At 66.8% G+C, this 20,820-nt stretch carries 18 protein-coding genes; 5 read left to right on the forward strand and 13 right to left on the reverse strand.

Translation table 11 applies throughout. The features are described from left to right. Positions 1–48 precede the first annotated feature (48 nt). From IPI67_00180 to IPI67_00200, 5 genes are all read right to left on the reverse strand, one after another. Positions 49–945 carry a hypothetical protein gene (locus IPI67_00180; protein ID MBK7578595.1) on the reverse strand — a complete coding sequence of 299 codons (897 nt, stop codon included), beginning with the start codon at positions 943–945 and terminating at the stop codon, positions 49–51. Continuing rightward, the gene (glgX, locus tag IPI67_00185; GenBank protein ID MBK7578596.1) at positions 935–3,037 is read right to left on the reverse strand and encodes a glycogen debranching protein GlgX; all 2,103 of its coding nucleotides are present in this window, start codon (positions 3,035–3,037) and stop codon (positions 935–937) included. The genes IPI67_00180 and glgX overlap by 11 nt, the downstream gene beginning before the upstream one ends. Before the next feature lie 15 nt (positions 3,038–3,052). After that, entirely contained in the window at positions 3,053–5,026 is a 1,974-nt protein-coding gene (locus tag IPI67_00190) for an alpha-1,4-glucan--maltose-1-phosphate maltosyltransferase (protein MBK7578597.1), read from the reverse strand. A 99-nt stretch (positions 5,027–5,125) separates the two neighbouring features. Continuing rightward, positions 5,126–6,061: a flippase-like domain-containing protein gene (locus IPI67_00195; GenBank protein MBK7578598.1), complete on the reverse strand. Its 936-nt coding sequence runs from the start codon at positions 6,059–6,061 to the stop codon at positions 5,126–5,128. Beyond that, complete coding sequence (locus IPI67_00200; protein MBK7578599.1) at positions 6,058–7,047, reverse strand: GDP-mannose 4,6-dehydratase; 990 nt, start codon at positions 7,045–7,047, stop codon at positions 6,058–6,060. Before IPI67_00200 ends, IPI67_00195 begins: the two co-directional genes overlap by 4 nt. An 87-nt stretch (positions 7,048–7,134) precedes the next feature. Here IPI67_00200 and IPI67_00205 point away from each other — a divergent pair, with 87 nt between their 5' ends. Beyond that, positions 7,135–8,781: a hypothetical protein gene (locus IPI67_00205; protein ID MBK7578600.1), complete on the forward strand. Its 1,647-nt coding sequence runs from the start codon at positions 7,135–7,137 to the stop codon at positions 8,779–8,781. A gap of 11 nt (positions 8,782–8,792) precedes the next feature. Further along, on the forward strand, positions 8,793–9,908 hold the full coding sequence (locus IPI67_00210; GenBank protein MBK7578601.1) for a hypothetical protein: 1,116 nt from the start codon (positions 8,793–8,795) through the stop codon (positions 9,906–9,908). Positions 9,909–9,920: 12 nt separating this feature from the next. Here the strand turns inward: IPI67_00210 and IPI67_00215 are convergent, their stop codons facing one another. From IPI67_00215 to IPI67_00230, 4 genes are all read right to left on the reverse strand, one after another. Next, positions 9,921–10,910 (reverse strand): hypothetical protein, encoded by a 990-nt coding sequence (locus tag IPI67_00215; GenBank protein ID MBK7578602.1) that lies wholly within the window; start codon positions 10,908–10,910, stop codon positions 9,921–9,923. A 130-nt stretch (positions 10,911–11,040) separates the two neighbouring features. After that, complete coding sequence (locus IPI67_00220) at positions 11,041–11,739, reverse strand: SUMF1/EgtB/PvdO family nonheme iron enzyme (protein MBK7578603.1); 699 nt, start codon at positions 11,737–11,739, stop codon at positions 11,041–11,043. Positions 11,740–11,978: 239 nt separating this feature from the next. Continuing rightward, positions 11,979–13,151, reverse strand: a complete 1,173-nt coding sequence (locus tag IPI67_00225) for a saccharopine dehydrogenase NADP-binding domain-containing protein (GenBank protein ID MBK7578604.1) — start codon at positions 13,149–13,151, stop codon at positions 11,979–11,981. Between the two features lie 51 nt (positions 13,152–13,202). Next, positions 13,203–14,138: a hypothetical protein gene (locus tag IPI67_00230; protein ID MBK7578605.1), complete on the reverse strand. Its 936-nt coding sequence runs from the start codon at positions 14,136–14,138 to the stop codon at positions 13,203–13,205. A 231-nt stretch (positions 14,139–14,369) separates the two neighbouring features. Here IPI67_00230 and IPI67_00235 point away from each other — a divergent pair, with 231 nt between their 5' ends. Together IPI67_00235 and IPI67_00240 are read left to right on the forward strand one after the other, a co-directional pair. Then, complete coding sequence (locus IPI67_00235; protein ID MBK7578606.1) at positions 14,370–15,968, forward strand: aldehyde dehydrogenase family protein; 1,599 nt, start codon at positions 14,370–14,372, stop codon at positions 15,966–15,968. Positions 15,969–16,222: 254 nt separating this feature from the next. Beyond that, complete coding sequence (locus tag IPI67_00240; protein MBK7578607.1) at positions 16,223–16,597, forward strand: response regulator; 375 nt, start codon at positions 16,223–16,225, stop codon at positions 16,595–16,597. 4 nt (positions 16,598–16,601) lie between these two features. Here IPI67_00240 and IPI67_00245 read toward each other — a convergent pair whose 3' ends face one another. After that, the gene (locus IPI67_00245) at positions 16,602–18,188 is read right to left on the reverse strand and encodes a serine/threonine protein kinase (GenBank protein MBK7578608.1); all 1,587 of its coding nucleotides are present in this window, start codon (positions 18,186–18,188) and stop codon (positions 16,602–16,604) included. Positions 18,189–18,293: 105 nt separating this feature from the next. Then, on the reverse strand, positions 18,294–19,208 hold the full coding sequence (locus tag IPI67_00250) for an ArsA family ATPase (GenBank protein ID MBK7578609.1): 915 nt from the start codon (positions 19,206–19,208) through the stop codon (positions 18,294–18,296). Positions 19,209–19,237: 29 nt separating this feature from the next. Between IPI67_00250 and IPI67_00255 the strand changes: the two genes are divergently transcribed. Continuing rightward, on the forward strand, positions 19,238–19,861 hold the full coding sequence (locus IPI67_00255) for a hypothetical protein (protein MBK7578610.1): 624 nt from the start codon (positions 19,238–19,240) through the stop codon (positions 19,859–19,861). 1 nt (position 19,862) lies between these two features. Here IPI67_00255 and IPI67_00260 read toward each other — a convergent pair whose 3' ends face one another. Beyond that, entirely contained in the window at positions 19,863–20,381 is a 519-nt protein-coding gene (locus IPI67_00260; GenBank protein ID MBK7578611.1) for a leucyl aminopeptidase, read from the reverse strand. A gap of 6 nt (positions 20,382–20,387) precedes the next feature. After that, positions 20,388–20,819 (reverse strand): transcription antitermination factor NusB, encoded by a 432-nt coding sequence (nusB, locus tag IPI67_00265; protein ID MBK7578612.1) that lies wholly within the window; start codon positions 20,817–20,819, stop codon positions 20,388–20,390. Between the last annotated feature and the right edge of the window lies 1 nt (position 20,820).

Consider the following 20,820-nt stretch of genomic DNA (forward strand, 5'->3'; position numbering starts at 1 on the left):
AGCGAAGGCTACTGGGCCTGGTCGTGTGTGGCCAGTCGCAGCCGAGTGTCAGCTGCGCTTCGCGCCCCAGTTGAGCGACCAGTGGACCGGGCCCCCCCCGCTCAGCGGTCCGTGCGCTCGGTGTTCCACGCGCTCTCCGTGAGCATTCTCGACGCGCCAGCGCTGGCCTCCGAAATCAAAGGCCAGCTGCCGGCTGACCAGCTCGCGCAGCGCGACCGCGTCCCGCGCAATGCTGGTCGCCTCCCGCGGGATCTGGCGGCTGAGCGAGACATACAGCCGCGCAGCGTCGGTCGGTCCAGCAATAGCCAGGCGCGCGCTCCGTGTGAGGGGCAGCGTGGACGCATAGAGCGCGACGTCGAGCCCGCGCTCGCGGGCGCGTTCGATCACCGCAACCTGCGCGGATACCCCGGGCGTCCCACCCAAGCGACGGCGCGACGCCGTCAGCTCGCCACCCGACTCCCGCAGCCCCACGCCGAGCGCAGCGAGCACAAAACGACACGCGCTCACTTGCTCGGGCGAGAGCCGGTCGGCAATCAGCGCGGTGCACGTCCCAAAGAGCTTGATGACGGAGCCGAAATGCAAGGTTGCGTCGAGCAACTCCCGTTCGTCGTCGCGCAGGCACAGGCTCGTGTATTCGCTGCCGCCGGAGCCCTCGAGCACTCCGGCCAGCAAGCTCGGCTCGACGGGTTGGTCGAGCCGCCGGCAGTAGTGCACCTCGAGGCGCTCGACCACTCCGCTGCCCGCACGCTCGACGAAGGCCGCCTCGACGGCCACGAGCGGGTGCTCCGGACTCGACTCGTCGTGTGGCCTGACGAGCTCGAGCCGCAGCACTCCGACCGGCTCCGTCGTCGAGTCCAGGACCGCGTGCTCGGCGCGTGTCACCAGGCCGAGCAGGCCCTCGTCGTCTGCGCTCTCAATTTCGATCGGCGGCCGCTCAGTCGTCATCTCGACCCAGCAGTACCACGGAGTGAGACGGCAGCTGGATCGTGCTGCCCCGGGGCACACGATTGGCAGGCTGGGCGGTGTTCACCACCTCGGTCCACTTGCCCGAGCCGGGCACGACCGGGAGCGCGAACTGTCGCGCGCGCGTCGAGGCGTTCAGCAAGAGCAGCAACGTCTGCCCGATGTTGGGTCGACCACGCTCGTCGAGCTCGTCCGAAGCACGCCCGGGCACCAGCATGCCGAGCACTCGGTTCTTCGCCAGGTGCCAGTCCTCGGTGGCCATCTCGCGGCCATCGGGCCTGAGCCACTGCACGTCCTTGATGCCGCTGGAAGTGACCTGATCACCGGCGAAAAACCGCCGCCGCCGGAACACGGGGTTGGCCGCGCGGAGGCCGAACACCTTGCGCACGAAGTCGAGCAACAAGTTCGACTCCGGGGTCGGCTCCCAGTCGACCCACGACAGCTCGTTGTCCTGGCAGTAGGCGTTGTTGTTGCCGAGTTGCGTGCGCCCGAGCTCATCCCCCTGCGAGATCATCGGCACCCCCTGGGAGAAGGCCAGCACGGCAAAGAAGTTCTTTTGCATGCGCTGGCGTTGCCGTTTGATCTCCAGATCGTCGGTCGCGCCTTCGCGCCCCCAGTTCGTGCTGAAGTTCTCGTCGGTGCCGTCGCGGTTCGCTTCCTGGTTCGCCTCGTTGTGCTTGCCCGCGTAGCTGACCACGTCCGCCAACGAAAAGCCGTCGTGACAGGTCGCGAAGTTGACGCCAGCGTGTGGGCCGCGGTCGCTCCCTTGAAACACGTCGCTCGAACCCGACAAGCGCGCTGCCAGCTCCGGTACCTGGCCCTCGTCACCACGCCAGAACCGGCGCACCACGTCGCGATAACGACCGTTCCACTCGGCCCACTGCGGAGGAAACGCACCCAGTCGATAACCGGCGGGGCCAAGATCCCACGGTTCGGCCACGAGCTTCACCCGCGACAGACACGGGTCTTGCTGGATGGTCGTGAAGAACCGGGCGAAGCTCGAGAACTCGGTGGGCTCGCGCGCGAGCGCTGGTGCCAGGTCGAACCGGAAACCATCGACGTGCAGCTCGGAGACCCAGTAACGGAGACTGTCCAGCGTGAGCTGTAACACCCGCGGGTGGCACAGATTGAGGCTGTTGCCGCAGCCCGTGAAATCGACGTGACGGCGGGGGTTGGTCGGGTCCAGGTGATAATAGGCGCGGTTGTCGATGCCCCGGAAAGCCAGCGTGGGACCGCTGTGGTCGCCTTCGCACGTGTGGTTGTAGACCACGTCGAGCAAGACCTCGATGCCGACCCGGTGAAACGCCTTCACCATGGTCTTGAACTCTTGCACTTGTGCGCCGCGGTCGTGGGACGCGAAGCGCGCATCGGGCGCAAAGAAACCGAGGGTGTTGTAGCCCCAGTAGTTCTCCAAGCCGCGCTCGTGCAGGTGTCGCTCGGACGCGCGATGGTGAATCGGGAGCAACTCGACCGCCGTGACGCCGAGTGAGAGCAGATGGTCGAGGATGGGGTCGGACACCAGCCCGAGATACTTGCCGCGCAAGCGCGGCGAGACACCCGGGTGACGCTGGGTCATGCCCTTGACGTGGCACTCGTAGATGACCGTTCGGCTCCAGGGTGTCTGCGGGGCGCGGTCGTCACCCCACGTGAAGGCGTCATCGACGACGACACTCTTGGGCACGTGGGGCGCGCTGTCCTCCTCGGAGAAGCCGCGATCATCGAAGCCCAGCTTGGTCTCGTAGCCGAACCCGGAAGGGTGCCACTCGTACTTGCCGCTGATGGCCTTGGCGTAGGGGTCTTGCAGCAGTTTGTGTGGGTTGAAGCGCTGACCCAGCTCTGGCGCGTAGGGACCGTGCACCCGATACCCGTAGAGCTGCCCCGGACGCACGTCGGGCATGTAGCCGTGCCACACGCGGTTGTGCCGTTCCTTGAGGAGCACGCGGGTCTCGACGCCGTGATCGTCGAAGAGGCACAGTTCGACGGCCTCCGCGTCGTGGGAAAACAGGGCGAAGTTGACGCCCTCGCCATCCCAGGTCGCACCAAGCGGATCAGGGTCACCAGGCCAGACGCGCACGCGAGGGCGACCCTATCAGGCCTCGGCGTCGCTGCGCACGATGCGCAGCACATGGCCGACTTTTTCCGCGGGATCCAGCTTCACGTAGTTGCGCGACCCGTGCCACTCGTAGCGCTCGTCGGTCAGCAGATCGACGACGGTGTAGGGCAGGTGCTCTCCCAGTCCCAGCTCGTCCACCGGCACCTCCACGAACGACTCGTGCACTTTGTGTGGGTCTGTGGTGACGACGATGATCAGGTCTTCGGTCGGGTCGCGCTTCAGGTACGCGAGCACCGCTTCGTTCTCGCTCGGCAGAAAACTCAAATTCGCGAGCCGCTGCAGCGCCGGGTGCTCACGCCGGATGCGGTTGATGCGAGTGATGTCCGCCCGGATGTTGCCGGGAGCCTGCCAGTCGCGCTGCCTGATCTCGTACTTCTCCGAGTCCAGGTACTCCTCACTGCCACGCCGCACGGGGGTGTTCTCACAAAGCTCGTAGCCGCTGTAGATGCCGTAGGTCGGGCTCAGCGTGGCCGCCAAGAGCAACCGGATGCGGAATGCCGGTCGCCCGCCGTCCTGCAGGTACTCGTGCAAGATGTCCGGCGTGTTGGCGAAGAAGTTCGGCCGGTAGTACTCGGCCATCTCACTGCTCGCGAGCTCGTCCAGATACTCCCGGAGCTCCCACGACGTGTTCTTCCAGGTGAAGTAGGTGTAACTCTGCGTGAAGCCGAGCTTGGCGAGCCCACGCATGCGTTTGGGGCGCGTAAAGGCCTCGGCCAGGAAGATCACGTCCGGGTGCCGGCGCTGGATCTCGGCGATGGCCCACTCCCAGAAAGCCAGCGGCTTGGTGTGGGGGTTGTCGACGCGGAAGATCTTCACCCCGTGATCGACCCAGAACAGCATGGCGTCGCGGCAGGCCGTCCAGAGCGCGTGGCGATCGGAGCACCAGAAGTTCAGCGGGTAGATGTCCTCGTACTTCTTGGGAGGATTTTCCGCGTGGCGCAGCGTGCCGTCGGGCCTGACGAAGAACCACTCGGGGTGGTCGTGGATCCAGGGGTGGTCGGGCGAGCATTGCAGGGCGAAATCGAGTGCGAGCTCCATCCCGTGCGCGCGGGCTTTGTTCACCAGGCTCCGGAAATCTTCAAAGCTGCCTAGCTCCGCGTGCAGCGCGGTGTGCCCCCCACTGCGGTCGCCGATCGCCCACGGGCTGCCCACGTCTCCGGGCTCGGCGCTCGTGGCGTTGTTGCGCCCCTTGCGGTGAGTCGGTCCGATCGGATGCACGGGTGGCAGATAGAGCACGTCGAACCCGAGCGCCTCGAGATCGGGGAGCCGCCGCTCGACGTCGGCGAAGGTGCCGTGTTTGCCCGGCACGGTCCCTTGCGAGCGCGGGAACAGCTCGTACCACGCGCCAAAACGCGCAAGCGGCCGATCCACCGTCAGGCTGCGGCTCTCGTAGCGGGTGCTGTGTTCCGGATCGAGCGGTCCGAGCATGCCTTCTTGCAGCTTCTTGCTGAAGGCAACGGCCAGCCGCGCGTCGTTCGTTGCATCGACGTTGGCGAGGGCCTTGGCCGAGCTCGAGAGCTCGAGGGACGCTTCCGCGCCGATCCAGGCCAGCTTGCGCGCCACGAGCTGGGCTCCTTCGAGCAGCTCGCTCGTGACGTCTTGGCCCGCGTCGAGGCGTTTTTTCAGATCTTCGCGCCAGGTTCGGAACGGATCGGGCCAGGCCTCCACGCTGTACTCCCACGCCCCGATGCGATCGGGCACGAAGCGCCCGGACCAGCGGTCTAGATCGTAGTCGTGCTCGAGCGGTGCTTCGCGCCAGAGCTGTTCGCCGGGCCCGCGGTAGAGCAGCTGCGCGCCGATCAGGTCGTGTCCATCCTTGAAGATGTCCACGCTCACCCGGACGGTATCGCCGACGACGCACTTGACTGGGTGACGACCGCCGTCGAGCTCAGGCGTGATGCGCTCGATGACGACGCGGGGAAGGTGGGGCGGGGGGCGTATGCTCGACATGGTGCCTCCGAGGGCGGCAAACACCTTCCGGCGCCGTGCCGAGCACGTCAAGCCCAAGCCAGCGCGAGAGCGGCCGGCCGCTACGCAATATGATCGCCCTCAGGCCTGCAACATGCGCTGCGCGCGTCGCATGAACAGTGGCGAGAACCCAACCTGAACCAGGGTGAGCGCACAGGCCCACGACAAAGTCGTTGCCGCGATCGCGCCCGTCTGTTCGCTGGCGGACCCGCTGGCGTAACCGGCCAGGAGCTGCAAAGCCACCAGATCTCGGGTGCCGACACCCTGCGGAGTGATGGGCAGCGCCGTCACCAGCATCACGATGGGCACGTACGCCAGCGCGTCGGCAAATGGGATTTCGACGCCGAAAAACATGAACGGCACCCAGGTCCCGATGAACAAAACCACGACGTGCGGCAGCCGATAGGCGAGCGCCACGAGGTGCCCGCGCACGCCGGACTCGAGCAGCGCCGAGGTTGCCTGGCGGGCCTTCAAGATCGACGGCTTGAGACCAATGACCAGCATGTACACCAGACCGGACGCGCCGATCAGACCGGTGGTCGGCGCGAGCCAGGCCACACGCCCATGATTGAAGGGCAACGCGGCCGCCCCGATCAGATACACACACCCGAACGTCGTTGCGTAGACCAAGAGCGTCGCACCCGCCACCCGCCAGAGCGGAGCCTTGTAGACCTTGGCCATGAAGAAGGTCAGCCAGGCTTGCCCAATGTGATGGTTGAGCAGACTCGGCAGGTACGACGCGGCGCGGATCACGAACAGCTCGGAGTACCGCACCGGGCAGACCAGGCGGTTGTAGACGTGTTGGGTCGCCAGCACGTCGGCAGCGAGCAGCGCCACGTTGAACAGGATCGTGAACAGGAAAAAGAGCACGTAGTGGGTGCGCGAGACGGCAGCCCAGAACGCGGCGAAGTCCAGGCGCACGAGCACGAAACCCAGCAAGAGGACCGCGAGCACAAAGGGCATCACACGCCGCCAGAGCGGCAGCGCCGCCGGTGCGGGCGCGAGCGCCTCGTTCACGGTTTTCCTCGGAGCTCCGCCGGCGCTTCTTCACTCTTGCGGGTCCACTCCACCCAACGACGCACTCCCTCCGCCAGGGCGATTTTCGGGGCGTAACCGAAGGCGGCAGCCGCCTTGGAGACGTCCGCGGAAGTGACGGAAACTTCACTCGCGCCGAGCTCGCCCAGAACGACATTGGCCGGTGCGCCGAGCTCCGCCGCAAGCAGCTCGATCAGACGCCGCACGAGCACGGGCTCACTGCGGCCGAGGTTGAAGGTGTCGAGGCCACGTGTGCGACGCACCCAATCGATCGCACCCATCACGCCTTCCGCGATGTCGTCCACGTAGGTGAAGTCCCGCGCCGTGTCCTCGCCGTGCAGGCGGATCGGGCGCCCCGCCAGGATGTCGCGGGTGAACGAGGCCATGGCCATGTCGGGGCGGCCTCGCGGACCGTAGACGGTAAAAAATCGCGCCACGGCGACGGGGCTGCCGTGCAGGTGATGGAAGGCATGCACCATCAGCTCCGCGCCGCGTTTGCTCGCGGCGTAGGGCGACAGCGGGGTCACCGCCGGGTCGTCTTCGCGGAAAGGCGGCTCGGCTCCGCCTCCATAAACACTCGACGTCGAGGCGAACACGATCGGCACACCGCCGCGCGCGTGGCAGGCCTCGAGCACGAATAGCCCCCCGACCTCGTTGACCTCCACGTACGAGAGCGGATCATCGACGCTGGCCCGTACGCCAGCCCGAGCCGCGAGGTGCACGACCACGTCCGGGCGAGCGCGCTCGAAGGCCGCGTCGAGACCCGAGCGGTCCCGGACGTCCCCCTCGATCAATTCGTAGCGCTGATTTCGGCGGGCACTCTCCACGTTCCGCCGCTTCTGGGCCGGGTCGTAATAGGGATCGAAATTGTCGAAGCCAATGACCGAAAAACCTCGGGATAGAAGCTGATCTGCGACGTGTGAGCCGATGAACCCGGCGGCTCCTGTGACCAGCGCTCTGTCTGCCATTTCGTCCACTCGGAGCCTTGCACAGGCCCGGGACACCCCGCCAGGTGCTTCTCGCACAGGGCAGCGTCCGCTAGCGTGTTCGGTCTGATGCGACGATTCGGGACGCCGCTCCTCCTCTCGTTCATGGTCGCACTCGCCCCGGCGCGTGCGCTTGCCCTCGAGCCCTGGTCCGACGACGACGGGCTGGGTGTGCCGACCCGGCACGAGTTCGGCGACTACGGCCTGGAGGTCGGAGCCGAGTACCGCGCCAACTGGCTCTACGTGAAGCCCCTGGATCTCAGCGGCGTCAAACACCGCAACGCGAGCTTCATCGAGCATCGCCTGCGCCTCGACGCCAAGGTGGACTACGACGAAAAGGTCCGCTTCGTGATGAGCATCGACGGCCTCGATGGAACACTCTGGGGTGACAACGGCACCTTCGGCGACGACCCATCCCCCAACAGCGGCACCCGGGTTGCTGCGACCAACCCGAACAACGCCAAGCCCGGCATCGGGTACGTCGGCGGCGACGAGCTCGATCCGGACAGCTACGGCTACGTGCTGGTGCCCAGCGAGCCGCTCAAGCTGCGGCGCGCCTACGGAGAAATCATCACGCCCGTGGGGATGCTGCGCATCGGGCGTCAGCCCACGACCGAGGGGGTGTCGCTCCTGGTGTCGGACGGAGACGGCCGCGCCAATCGTTTTGGCTACTCGAACGCCGGCGACTCGACGGACCGCATCCTGTTCGCGACCAAACCCCTCGAGGGCTTGAAGGAAGAGAGCGCCCGCGACCGCTCGCGGGACCGCGGCCTATTTTTGGCGGCGTTCTACGACCGCGCCGCGTCCAAAGACATTCGGCTGTTTGGCGACGATCTGCATGGAGCCGGCGGCGCCGTACGCTTTCTGGACCCTCAGCCCACCCACCGGACTCACCTCGAGCTGCAGGGTACTTACGCCCACCGCTGGGAGCGTTTCTACGACACCAGCGTCAACATCGTGGACGTGAAGGCCGTGGCAAAGATCGATCGCCTCTCGGCAGGCATCGAAGGGGTCGGCATTTTTGGACGAACTCGCGAGGTGAGTGAGGCGTTGTCGCTGATCAACAACGACCCCATCGTCAGACAGCGGGTGGAGCAGTTCGGCGCCCGCGCGGTCGTACGCTGGGACGAACCGACGTGGACCGCCTATCTGGAGGCCGATCTCGCGACCGGCGACCACAACCCGAACCCGGGCTCCGCGCTGACTCAGCTCTTGTTCGCAGAGGACAACAACGTCGGCCTCTTGATGTTCGAGCGTATCCTGGCCTTCGAGTCAGCGCGCTCGGCAGCCGCCGGGGTGGTGCTGCTCCGACGCATCGGGGCCGACACGTTCCCCGCCGAGCGGGTGGACACCGAGGGCTCCTTCACCAACGCCGTCGCGCTGTTTCCGCAGTTCGACTACCGGCCCCACAAGAACGTGCTGCTGCGCTCCGGGGTGTTGATGGCATGGGCGCCGGCCGGCACCGTCGACCCCACCGAAAGCTTGAAGGCACGGGACGGCGCCAGTGTCGAAGACGACCTCGTCAACTACCACGGCGGCAAACCCGGCCATTTCTACGGGGCGGAGCTCGACGGGCGCTTTCAGTGGAAGTACCTCGACCACTTCCTGTTCGACCTGGAGGGGGCGGTGCTCTTCCCCGGCGACGCCTTCAACGACGAGAACAACCAGGCCGTGCGCAGTGTGCTGATCCAGGGCCGCACCACCTTCGTGTTCTAAGGAGAATGGAGATGCTCTCACTTCGCTCGGCATTCTTCCTCGGGGGTCTCGCCCTGGTTGCGTCCGCCTGCCAGGAGTTCGATCCGCCACCCAAGGCAAGCGTCGAGGGGCTCGACAACGGCGTCATGACGATCGCGCCCGACGCGCCCTTCGTCGTCAATTTCTCCGAGCCCATCGTCAAGAACTCGCTGCGGGTGAAGCTGGTCAAGGCCGTGATGGATCCGGAAGAGAACCTGCTCGACGAGCAAGATCCGCCGGACCTCGAGGGGTTCAAGAAGAACACCCTGGTGGAGTTTGATGGCAAGGCTCCCGAGGACGAAGAGCGCTCCTACGGCGGAACCTTCGATTTCACCGAAACACGCCTGAGCATCGATCCAACGAAGGCGTTCTCGATCGCGACTCCGTACCTGTTCCTGGTGGAGCCGGGCCTCGAGGACCTCGACGGTCACGCCACCGTTCCGCGAAACCGTTCGCCCTTCGTGTACCAGCTGGAGGGCGGAGGGAAGACCGCGCTGCCGACGGGTTATTACTACTTCCTGATGAACGTCGACTTCCTGGCGGTGCAGATCCAGGTCTTTGCCTACATGGTCGTCGACCCCGAGACCGGCGCCTGGCGCGCGAACTTCACCAACGGCAACCGGCTTCCAGCGCTCAACAAGCGTCCCGGATGCCCGTCCAGTTGCCCGACGGACACACCAATCTGTGCACTCGTGCCCAGCCCTCGCTGCGCGAAGCCGAGCGAGAAACAAACCGCGCTCGAGCAGTACGTGGATTTTCTGCCCGAGACCGATCCGCCGAACGGTTACTTCTTCATCGCCGACGGGTTCGCGCGCGACGAGGCGAACCAGACCACCGCCTTCGGCACGGCGCCGTTCTTGATCGAGGTGACCGTAGGCTCGGGAGGCATCCTGGTCGACGCGGAGAACACCCGCATCAGCGGCGTGTTCCGGCATCACGACGATGACCGCTGGCGCGGCACCGGCAGCCTCAGCGTCGAGGCCGTGAAGCTGAACGGAGTCGGCAAAGATCCGACCAAGGGCACCTTCGAAGCCATGTCACTCACGGCGGACGAGGTGAAGATCGTCGAGAGCTACGGCTTTCCGATCCCGACGTTCCTCGAAAAGTGATCGAGCGCCGAGCTACCTGACCGTCACTCGGAGCGAGAACGCTTCACCCTGACGCTCGAGCTTCGCGATCAAGCGGTCTTTCTCCCGGGCTCGACCGAGGGCACCAACCAGCGCCTCCAGGTCGCGTGCGGGGGTGTCGTCGATGCTGAGCACGCGGTCGCCGGTCTCGACCCCCAGGCGCTCCAGCAGCGAATCGGTGCGGACTTCACCCAGCTCGAAACCCACCACCTGGTCTTGGTCGCGCACGGGTTCAATCTTGACGCCCGCGAGCAGGCTGCCCGCCTGTGAGTAGATGGCGGAGACGAGCCCGCGATCGACGGCGAACTCGCTCTCACTCAGCTTCTCGATGCCGTTGATCATCTCGCCGCTCAGCCGCCAGGGTTTCTCTGCTCTGAGCTCGTCGGGCAGGCGGTGGCGGCGTCTTTTCGGCGTGCCTTCGTCGGCCTCGGCGGCTTCCCGCGCTCCAAAAAGCATGGCTGCGGCGCAGCGGCCTCCGCCACCTGCCAGCCAGACGCGATCCCATTCGATCTTCACGACTCGCATGCCGCCGATGCTCTCGCCGACACGACGGATCACGGCGCGCTCTCCGGCGGCGGGTGAGAGGGAGGCGAACGCCCAGGTTGGATCGTCGGACTCGGTGATCAGGCGCACCTCGACGCCGGAACAGGCACCGCGTGCCGGCTTCTCGCGCACGCGCGGCGCAGTGGGTTTGGCATCGGCCAGGGGCAGATTCGTCGCCGCGATGGCATCGGCGGGCGGAGCGCTCGGCGCCGCGCGAGCGCTGGGGCTCGCGCTCTTCTGCTCGGCGAGGGCGGCCTCCCCGCGCTCGGAGATCAACCCCGCGAGGGCCCCGAGGCCGCGAGGCTCCGGCGGCGCGGACGCGGCGCTCGCGCTCGTGGTCGCCGCGACGGCAGCGTGGCGATCCCGCGCGAGATACAGACCGCCAGCGATCAGCGGAATGGCAGCCAGCGCGACCGCACGAACGGCGGCATCGCGATCCATGAACGGTGCTCCGTAGCGAGCCGCGTGCCAGCGGCGAGATCGGGGTGTTTCTGGGGGTTTGTTGGGCAGGCTCGTGCAGATTTGTCAGCGCACACGACCGCAGCGAGCGCGCGCCTGCCAAGTTGTCATCTCATTTCGAGACGTCGTCGGTCACAGCGTTCGCGTCGGCGCAGCAGCGAAATCCGGTCGAATAGTCGTGATAGTCGAAGGGGTGGCCGCCGGTTCGGTATTCACAGCCCTCGCCGTTCTGGAAGGTGTCCATGAAGAAGCCGCCGAAGAACGTGCCCGCCGGATCGTTCACCCACTCGTGCTGGTTCCCGACCATGTCGTAGACACCGTACTCGTTGCTGCACGACGAAAACGCGCCGGTGGGCGCCGTCGTGTTCGCCAGTTCGAGCAGGCGTTTGTCGTTCATGAAGCGCGGGTGCCACATCAGTTTTTCGTCGAGCGGATCGAGCGGATCCTTCTTCCACAAGATCGGCACCGGGTGTCGGTCGAGAACCTTGAAGCGATCGTTGCAGACGTTGGCCCGCCGGGTGTTGCCATAGGGGTACCGCGTCAGCTTCGGACCTCGGCACGCCAGCACCCACTCGTCGATCTCACACAGGCGTTTGCCAGCGTTGGCGCAGGCAGCGGCCGCCTGTTTGCCGCTGATGTAACCTTGTGAGCGCACAGCCTTCACACTCCGCGCGCGCACCTCCTTTTCGATCCCGTCCACGTTCTGATTGAACGGGTGCGGCGCGGTCGAGCCGTCGGCCTTCACACGCAGCAGCGACGCTTCATAGCGGTCGATGCAGTAGGGCCCTTGGTTGCGGTGAACGAGGGTCATGCCCTCGGGGCACTTGGGCTCGGGTGTGGCGGGGGGCGGCGCGGAGGGTTGCGCTTCGATCGGTTTGTTTGCGGGGGTGGGCTCGGAGCGCGGCAGAGATGCGGGAGCCGCAGGCGTTCGCACCGGGCCCGCGCGCGGCTCCCGCTCGGACCGCGGAGTGGGCTCCGACGCCGTGGGCGAGGCAGCCCCCGCTCCCACCGCCGGCGCACACGCCCACACGAGCGGGAGCGGCAACCAGACTAAGAGAGCTCTTCCCATCGCTCCTTCACGTCGATGCCGCGAGCGCGCACCGCGCCCAGGAACGACTCCAGCGGCACGGCGAGCTCCCCGGGCAACACCCCGCGTTTTCGCACCGCGCCGGCGCCCAGCATGTAGGCCACCGCGGCGGCCGGGTACGAGGTGGTCCGTGCCATGGCGCTGTGGCCGGTCTTGGGGTCGTGGCGATCGATGACCTCGTAGGTCAGGCGCTTGGACTTGCCGTTCTTCTTTCCGTCGACGATCACCCGGACCAGAGCGACGTCCGTGTCGTCATCGTGCAGCGATTGCTCCAGTAGTTTTTCGGTGAACTCCCGCGGGACCACGCCGTCCACCGGTTTCTCGGACAGGAGCCCGATGGCGTGCATGCCGGCGAAGGCGGCGCAGTGGCCTGGATAACGCAGGGTTTTGTAGTCGATGTTCCTGACCTTGTCCTTGAGCGTGCGGGGCAACGTCGACGAGCCGCCGGAGGTGTTGAACGCCTCCAGCGTGCCGTAGGGATACGGGAACTCGACGGTCTCGACCTCGGTCAGCGACGGGATGCGAACGATCTTCCCGTCGCGCAGCGCCTCCGCGGGCTCGAGGTACTCGTTCGTGAGTCCGCGCACGGCGAACAGGAGTTTGTAGTTGAGCGGGGGTTTCGGGTGGGCCGGCAGCCCGCCGACGCGGATCTTCACACTCTCCGCCACGTCCATGCGCTCGACCCCGAAGGCCGCAAACAGACACGCCATGCCCGGCGCGAGCCCACAGTCGGGGACGATGGTCACGCCGCGACGCTCGGCGTCCTCGCACATCTGGAGTTGCCTCTCGACGACGAAGAGGTTCCCGCCGAGATCACACATGTGGCACTTGGCGTCGATTGCCGCGCGGGTGAGCACTTCGTTGTAGCGATAGTCGGAGCTCGACAGCATCACGTCGAAGCCGTCCAGCAGACGCACGAGGCCTGACGTCTCGCTCAGGTCGTAGCGCTGCGCGTCGATCTTGGTCGTGGCTTCTGGCGAGGTCTCCCGCAGCAGCTTGCTGACCTCGTGCTCCGCCACGGCGAGCGCGTCGGCGTCGCGATCGACCAGGCGTACGACCTCGACCCCTGGCTGGCGCGCGAGATCCCACGCCGCCGCACGACCCATTCTGCCTGCCCCGAGGACCATTGCCCGCATGGCCGACGTGTCTAGCTCTGCGGGCGGGGATTTACCACCGCGGCGAGCGACTCAGGGGCAGACGGTAACGCTCGGACTGTTCACACAGTCGTAGTCGCTGCAATCCACGTAGCCGTCACCGTCGTTGTCCTTGCCGTCGCTGCAGGCGGTGTTGTTGTTCTCGGGACCCGGTGTGCCCTTGCAGAACGTGACGCTCGGGCTCTTGCTGCATGAAAAATCCTTGCAGTCGATGAACCCGTCGCCGTCGTTGTCCTTGCCGTCGCTGCAGGTCTGATTGGTATCTTCCGTCGTTGCGACGGTGCCACCCGAACCACCGGCGCCGCTCGTGCCACCGGAGCCGCTCGTGCCACCCGCGCCGCTCGTGCCACCCGCGCCGCTCGTGCCACCGGAGCCGCTCGTGCCACCCGCGCCGCTCGTGCCACCCGAGCCGCTCGTGCCACCCGCGCCGCTCGTGCCGCCCGCGCCGCTCGTGCCGCCCGCACCGCTCGTGCCGCCCGCACCACCCGCGCCACCCGCGCCCCCGCTCCCGCCATCACACAGGCCGCCCTGCTGGTATGCGGTGTACGCGCTCTTGCACCCCGTCTCTGGATCACTGCTCTTCTTGTAGGCGTCGAGCGCGGCGCCGCACTCCGCCTTGAAGCTGGCTTCCGCGGCGTCGCAACACGCACCGAGCTCGGCGCAGGCACCCCCGGAGGTACCGCCGCTGCCACCCGCGCCGGAAGTACCTCCCCCACCACACATACCCGCCTGCGAGTAACTCTGCTTGGCGTTCGTGCAGGCCGCCGCGGCGTTCGCCGAGCCTTGAAACTGCGTCGCCTGATCGTGACACTGCTGGTTCTGGGCGGCGTCGGCGATGTCGTCGCAGCACGCGTGAAGTGCGTCGCACTCTCCGCCCGCCGGCAGCGCCCCACCACTGCCAGCGCTGCTGCAAGCAACGGCAACCAACGCCGAAAGGATCAGACCGAGCTCGTGCGAAAAACGGAACATTGCAGCTTCTTCCGGGCAGCGTGGCGCCATGAGCAAAAGGGCGGGTTTCGTACGCCAGCCCAGGGCATTTCTTCCCAGACCAAGGGCGTGGGTGCAATGCGGTCAGCGAGCGCAGCTGCGCTCGCCAAGCACTCGCCCGCGGGCACGCCGCAGCCGGAAATACCTCGAAAATCCCCGCCGTACCCGGCCTCGACTTGCACGCCCTGGCCGTCCATCGCATGTCCCCGCCCCATGGAAACGCGCCCACAAATCGACGGACTGCCGGCAACACTCATCGTCGGAAACTGGATCGGCGGAGCGGAGTCCTTGCCTGGGAAGGAGAGCTTCGAGCGCAGGAGCCCCGCGAACCGGGATGACGTCGTCACGGTCGCGCCGCTCTCGACCCGCGAGCAGGTGAAGGCCGCGTGTGAAGCGGCAGGTGTGGCGCAAAAGAGCTGGGGCCGCGTGCCCGCGCCGCAGCGCGCCCAGGTGCTGACCCGCCTGGCGGGCCTGCTCAGCGCGAGCAAGGAGTCGCTCTCGCGCTTCATCGCTCGGGAGATGGGCAAACCTCTGCGCGAGGCTCGGGGAAGCGTGCAGGAGGCCATCGACACGGCCGAGTTCTTCATGAGCGAAGGCCGGCGATTGTACGGCCAGACCGTGCCGAGTGAGCTGCGCGACAAGGAGCTCTTCACGTATCGGCGCCCGATCGGCGTGGTCGGCATGATCACAGCTGGAAATTTTCCGATCGCGGTGCCGGCCTGGAAGATGGTGCCCGCGATCTTGTGCGGCAACTCCGTGGTCTGGAAGCCCAGCGACGACGCCCCGGGGATCGCCGACATCTTCGTCGACCTGTGGCGCCGGGCTGGCCTGCCGGACGGGGTGGTCAACGTGGTGCACGGCCGCGGCGCCGACAGCGCGGGTGAGTTCCTGATCGAGATGATCGACGCGGGTTTGCTGGACAAAGTCTCATTCACCGGTTCGACGGCCATCGGCCGGAAGATCGGCGAGGCCTGCGGGCGCAACCTGCAGGTGCCCTCCCTCGAGCTGGGCGGCAAGAACCCGCTGGTGATCCTGGCGGACGCGGATCTGGAGCTGGCGGTCGAGGGCGCGCTCTGGGCGTCGTTCGGGACCGCGGGCCAACGCTGCACCAGCTGCGGCAACATCATCGTGGACAAACGCGTCGCCGGGAACGTGCGCTCGGAGCTGGTGCGCCGAGCCAAGGCGCTGAAGATCGGCAACCCGCTGACAGAGACCGTGGACTACGGGCCCTTCATCAACGAGCGCTTCCTGGAGAAGTGGATCGAACAGCGCGCCATCGGCCTCGAAGACGGAGCGGAGCTGCTGCTCGACGGCAAGCGCATCGTCCCCGGCGAAGAGCCTGCTGGTTTCAGCGGTGACGCGAGCCGCGGGCTCTACGCCACCCCGCGCATCTTCGACAAGGTGAAGCCGAACATGCGGGTGTTCCAGGACGAGTGTTTTGGTCCCACCGTGAACATCGTCGAGGTCGATGGTTTCGACGAGGCCGTCGCGGCGGCGAACGGCACGCCCTACGGCCTGTCGAGCGCCGTCTACACGCGAGATGCTCGCGCCATGCTGCGCTTCAAAGAAGAGATCCGCGCGGGCATGACCAGCGTGAACAACTCCACGACCGGCGCCGAGGCCCACCTCCCCTTCGGTGGGAACGGCTGGAGCGGGAACGGTACGCGAGAGAGTGGGATCTGGGTGATTGACGCCTACACCCGCTGGCAAGCGGTCAACGTCGACCTGGCCGGTAAGCTCCAGAAAGCTCAGATCGATCTGACGGATGCGGCGACCGCGAGCCCGCCCGACCTGACAGCGCTCCTGGGCTGAGCTTGCAAGGCTGCGTGCAGACCTGAAATCCATGGCCCCGCAGCTCGGGCCCGCTGGCCTGATTCCATACACTTCCAAGCGAATTCGGCGGGCACGCTGCGTGCTCTCTGTCCATTCCGATGCGGAGCAGCACCGGCCGAGCGCTCGCCATGCAGGCCCAGGATCGGGACACACCCGAGGGCCATGCGCGGGTGCTGACCGCGGGGTCTCGACCCCATTCGCAGCGGGCTACTCGCCGCGAGGATGGGAGCTCGGTGGCGCGCCGCCTGCTGCTCGCCGAGGCCGACCGAACCACACGCGAGCTGCTCCTGCCCTGGCTGGGTGATCTCGACGCCGAGATCGCAGAGGCGCGCGACGGCGGCACTCTCGAGACCCTGCTCTTGTCCGGTGGCAGCTTTCAGCTGGTGATCGCCGGTGCCCGCCTGCCCGGACCGAGCACGCTGCAAGTGCTGGCGCGGGTACGCCGTCAGGGAGTGACCACTCCGTTCATCGTGGTCACGTCGGTGCACGGCAACATGCTCAGGATCTTCATGAGCAACTCCGGGGACGGCACCGTGCTGTCGAGCCGAATGGTCGACGGGCACAACCTCGCCTCGCTGATCTGCGAGATGATCGAGTCGTCGCGCTGAACGCTCAGTGATCAGGCGTGATCGGCGCCGGCGGCGTCGGCAGTTTGTTCTGATCGGGCGGCTTCGGATCGGGCGGTTTCGGGACCACAGGCTCTTCCCCCGTGGTCTTGCCCCAGTCGCGATCCGTCGCGGCGTCGAACACAGCCTTCTTTTCCTTGTCCGGTTTCTCGCCGTCGTCGCCGCCGGTCGGGTGTACGGGCTGAGGCTCGACGCTGGCGTCCGTCGCCGAGCTCGAAGCATCGACGGCGGCGTCTTCTTTCAGCTCGGCGGCGGCCGCTGCGTCTTCCACTTCGGCAGCGTCCTGCTCTTTCTTCTCGGGCGCGGTTTCGCCCTCGGCGCTAGCCGAAGGCTCGGGCAGCGACACCCCGGCTTCGACTCCCGAGGTATCGGTCGCTGCGCCCGCCTGCGTTTGGTTCGGGCCATTCAGCACCAGAAAACCCGCCACGACTCCGACGGCCAGCGCGACTCCGCCCACCCCCACCAAGAGCGCCGTCCGGCTGGAGGAACCCGGCACGCTGGACTGAGTGGTGCCGAATTGCCGGATGGTGAGGGATGGTTTCTTGGCGCTCGCGGCGGCGACATCGTCCTCGTCGAACAGCGAGCTCGGCGCGGATTCGACCAGAGTCTTGGCGATACCTCCCGAGTCATCGTCGCGCCCGCTGCGCACGACTACTGACTTGGGTACCGAGGGCAGGTCCTCATCCGAGAGGGTCGCGAGGGTCTCGCGCGCCTCGAGCCCGACGATGTCTCTGAGCCCGTCCGAGAGCTCGCGAGCCGTCTGAAACCGCTGTTCCAGATCCCGCGCGCAGGCCTTCGAGAACCACTCGTCGAACTTCGGCGGTACCGCCGCGAGCTCGCTCGGAACCGGCATGTCCCGCACGCAGATCTGCAGCACCAGGTCTCCGAGCCCTTCGCTCTCGAACGGCCGTTTGCCCGTCAGGCACTCGAACGCGATCACACCCAGCGACCAGAGATCCGAGCGCGGATCGATGGTCTTGTTCCCCTGAGCCTGCTCGGGGCTCATGTAAAATGGAGTGCCGAGCAGCGAACCCGTGCGCGTTCGTGTGCCCTTGGGCCCAAGCTGCGCCGTCTCCACCTTCGCCACGCCAAAATCGAGGACCTTGGAGATCTCGGCGTCTTCGTTGCGAACGATGAAGACGTTCTCGGGTTTGAGATCCCGGTGGATGATCCCGGCCTCGTGCGCGCGAGCCACGGCGCGGGCCACGTGGTTGATGATGCGTGCCGTCTCGATGGGCGCCAGCCGAGTCATCCGGGCCAGTCGATGCTGGAGCGTCTCCCCTTCGAGCAGCTCCATCGCGATGTACGGGTGGCCACCGTCGATGCCGTAATCCAGGATCTGCACCACGTGCGGACTGCGCAGCGCCGCAGCGGAGCGCGCCTCGCGAATGAAACGGTCGTGGGCCTCCTCGTCGCGGCTCACGTCGCGGTCCAGGATCTTCACCGCGACGGGGGCGCACAGCACCAGGTGCTCCGCCCGCCACACGGTCCCCATGCCTCCCACCCCGAGTTTGTCCTCGAGCCGATAGCGGCCGGCCAGGACCAGGCCGGGTTCAGGAGTTTTGGGTGCCATGGCCGGGGAACGAGACACGATAGCGCCCAGAGCGCCCGGGGGCAGCTATTAACGCCCGCTCGAGAGCGTCAGAACGCCGGCCAAGGGCCGGTAATTCCGGCGTTTTCAGAAACGTGTCGAAAGCTCCGCGACAGCTTCCGGAGTCGCCGCATCCCGCCGCAGCAGCGGAAGCTGGATCTGGTTGCCTCCCAGCGCCTGGAGCCGGCCCAGGCTCTGGGCCTGGACTCGCTCGCGAATCGAGCGGCGGATGCCGCACGCGATGGCCTCGTCGCCGGGGTTCGACCGGTCGAGCTCGCGGTCGAGCAGTAGCGTCGCGCGCTCCGGCTCGGAGAACATCGCCTCGATGACTCCGTTGATCACCAGCGTGGCGATCGGGAGCAGCAGCTCTTTTTCCAGGGCTTCGCACAGCTCCACGGTCTCGTTGGTCGGCATGTCCTCGGGCAGCGTGACGACGACCACTCCGCTCTGTTTTTCGTCCTGGAACATCTTCCAGGCGCGCTCGGCGTCTCGCCGCAAGACACCCGGCGGAACCACGTCGACGATCACCTTTGGCACCCGCAGCATGTCGAGACCGTGGCCAGTGGCGGGCGCGTCGAACAGCACGACATCGAAGCGGGGTTTGCCCTTCGAGGTCTCTTCGATCGCGTGGAACCAGGCCTTACCGAGCATGGCCCACTCTTGCAGCCCCGGAACACCGGCGAAGAACTGGCGCACGTACTTGTTGTCGAACACCGCCCCGAAGACGACCTCGCTCTTGAGCACCATGCCCCCGTACTCACGGAGCGCGACCTGTGGCACCAGCTGGACGCCGTAGATGCCCTTCCGGAGCTCGCGGACCTCCGAGGTCAGCGGCTCGCTGCCGAGCAGCAGACTGATCCGCTCCTTGGCGTCGCAGGCCGTGACAAGCACGCGTTTTCCCCGCTCCGCCATGGCCAGAGCCAAGGCTGCGGTAACCGTCGATTTCCCGACTCCCCCCTTGCCGGTCACGAACAGGAAGCGACGCTGGTCGAGGGGCGTCATCTGCGCTACTCGGAGCGAGTCCACATACCATGCTTCGCCCAAACCTCCGCCTCGTTTTCAGCACGACGTTTGTCCTGGCCAGTCTTGGGGCTGGGGGCTGCAAATCTCAGGTCGCCCAGGGCAACACGGACGCAGGCGCCGCCGCGTCCGGCCAGCCGCCCACCCCGGCCGCATCGCCGACCGGCTCCGCACGCTCGACCTACCCGGTTCCCACTGGGCCGCGTCTGGCCATCGTCGCAGGACAGGGCGTGGGCGCCATCCGCGTGGGCGCGTCCGTGACCACAGTGGAGCGCCTGATGGAAGCTCCATGCGAGGAGAAGACCCCGACCCTCTGCCGCTACGTCGGTCGCGCCGTGGAGTTCGAGCTCGACGGAGCGGGCAAGGTGAAACGCATCCGCGCCCACCGCCAGGGGCGCAAGGTCGGCGACAAGGAGTACGGCGTGTTCAACGGCGCCATCCCGCCGGACCTGCTCTTTGGCATGCTGCCCGCTGCCATACAGCAATACATGGGCCCACCCGAACGGGTGATCGAGAACAACGAAGGTGCGGCGCCCGAGTGTTTCCAGCAGCACGCCTACAAGGGCATCGTGCTCGAGTACGACCGTCTGCCCAACGGCCGTCCCGCCCTCGGCGGCGCGCGCATTCCGGACTGACTCACGGCTGCCGCACGCGGCGCCGCTCGGCCACCATGTGCTGGGTGATCGTGCGCTGAGCCTCCGCGCTCTCGACCAGAGTCCAGACGTCGTGCTCTGGCCGGCTCGCCGCTTGTTCGAGCAACAAATCCGCCGCGCGCTCGGGCGAAATGCCATCAAAGTGCCGCCCTGGTAGCTCGACCACCGCGGAGCGAACCCGCAGCCCTTCGAGCGTGCTGAGCATGGTCTCGACCACCGTGCGGAAGGTGCGTTCGCCAAACGCCTCCCGGGACCCGCAGCCAAAAAACACCACCTTGTCGAAGGGCAGCTTGGGTTTGCCGGGGATGAGCAGCACTTCACCCAGGCTCCCGGTCGCAAACCCTCCCGCCACGAGACCCGACACTCGACCCGAGAGGCGCCAGTCGACGAGGCCCGCGACTCCGTGCGGCGGCCGTTCATCCTCGGCGAGGGTGGCAAGGAGAACTTCGGTCGCCGCGAGGTCCAGGCGCCGCAAGTTCCGCGTGACGAAGCGCAGGTCCATCGCCCCTCAGCCTGCGCTTTTTGCAGTGTCCTCGCGCCCGAGGTCGTTCGCAATGCGCTCGAGCACACCGTTGACGAAGGCGCCGCTGTCTTCGGTGCCGTAACGTTTTGCCAGCTCGACCGCCTCGTCGATGATGACCGCACGCGGGATCTCGGGACGCGCCTTGAGCTCCCAGGCACCCATGCGCAGCAGGTTGCGATCGACCCGGGTCATGCGCTCGAGCCGCCAGTTGGTGCTGGCCGCACGAATCAAGGCGTCGGTGGCGTCACGCTCTTCGGTGACGCCGCGCACCACGGCGTCCGCATACTCCCGACCCTCGGCATCTCCGGGCATTTCCCGCCAGAAATCGAAGATGGCCTGCTCGGCGAGCACGTCGCTCATCTCGATGCCAAAGAGCAACTGCAAGGCTGCCTCGCGGGCTCCGGTGCGCGCGCCCATG

The sequence above is a fragment of the Myxococcales bacterium genome (genome assembly GCA_016706225.1).
Classification (GTDB): Bacteria; Myxococcota_A; Polyangia; order Polyangiales; family Polyangiaceae; genus JADJKB01.

Bases quoted from the DNA above. Each gene is read 5' to 3' on its own strand.
- IPI67_00180 (MBK7578595.1), bottom strand. From the start codon at position 945: ATGACGACTGAGCGGCCGCCGATCGAAATTGAGAGCGCAGACGACGAG.
- IPI67_00190 (MBK7578597.1), bottom strand. From the start codon at position 5,026: ATGTCGAGCATACGCCCCCCGCCCCACCTTCCCCGCGTCGTCATCGAG.
- IPI67_00200 (MBK7578599.1), bottom strand. From the start codon at position 7,047: ATGGCAGACAGAGCGCTGGTCACAGGAGCCGCCGGGTTCATCGGCTCA.
- IPI67_00205 (MBK7578600.1), top strand. From the start codon at position 7,135: ATGCGACGATTCGGGACGCCGCTCCTCCTCTCGTTCATGGTCGCACTC.
- IPI67_00210 (MBK7578601.1), top strand. From the start codon at position 8,793: ATGCTCTCACTTCGCTCGGCATTCTTCCTCGGGGGTCTCGCCCTGGTT.
- IPI67_00215 (MBK7578602.1), bottom strand. From the start codon at position 10,910: ATGGATCGCGATGCCGCCGTTCGTGCGGTCGCGCTGGCTGCCATTCCG.
- IPI67_00220 (MBK7578603.1), bottom strand. From the start codon at position 11,739: ATGACCCTCGTTCACCGCAACCAAGGGCCCTACTGCATCGACCGCTAT.
- IPI67_00225 (MBK7578604.1), bottom strand. From the start codon at position 13,151: ATGCGGGCAATGGTCCTCGGGGCAGGCAGAATGGGTCGTGCGGCGGCG.
- IPI67_00230 (MBK7578605.1), bottom strand. From the start codon at position 14,138: ATGTTCCGTTTTTCGCACGAGCTCGGTCTGATCCTTTCGGCGTTGGTT.
- IPI67_00235 (MBK7578606.1), top strand. From the start codon at position 14,370: ATGGAAACGCGCCCACAAATCGACGGACTGCCGGCAACACTCATCGTC.
- IPI67_00245 (MBK7578608.1), bottom strand. From the start codon at position 18,188: ATGGCACCCAAAACTCCTGAACCCGGCCTGGTCCTGGCCGGCCGCTAT.
- IPI67_00250 (MBK7578609.1), bottom strand. From the start codon at position 19,208: ATGACGCCCCTCGACCAGCGTCGCTTCCTGTTCGTGACCGGCAAGGGG.
- IPI67_00255 (MBK7578610.1), top strand. From the start codon at position 19,238: ATGCTTCGCCCAAACCTCCGCCTCGTTTTCAGCACGACGTTTGTCCTG.
- IPI67_00260 (MBK7578611.1), bottom strand. From the start codon at position 20,381: ATGGACCTGCGCTTCGTCACGCGGAACTTGCGGCGCCTGGACCTCGCG.
- nusB (MBK7578612.1), bottom strand. From the start codon at position 20,819: ATGGGCGCGCGCACCGGAGCCCGCGAGGCAGCCTTGCAGTTGCTCTTT.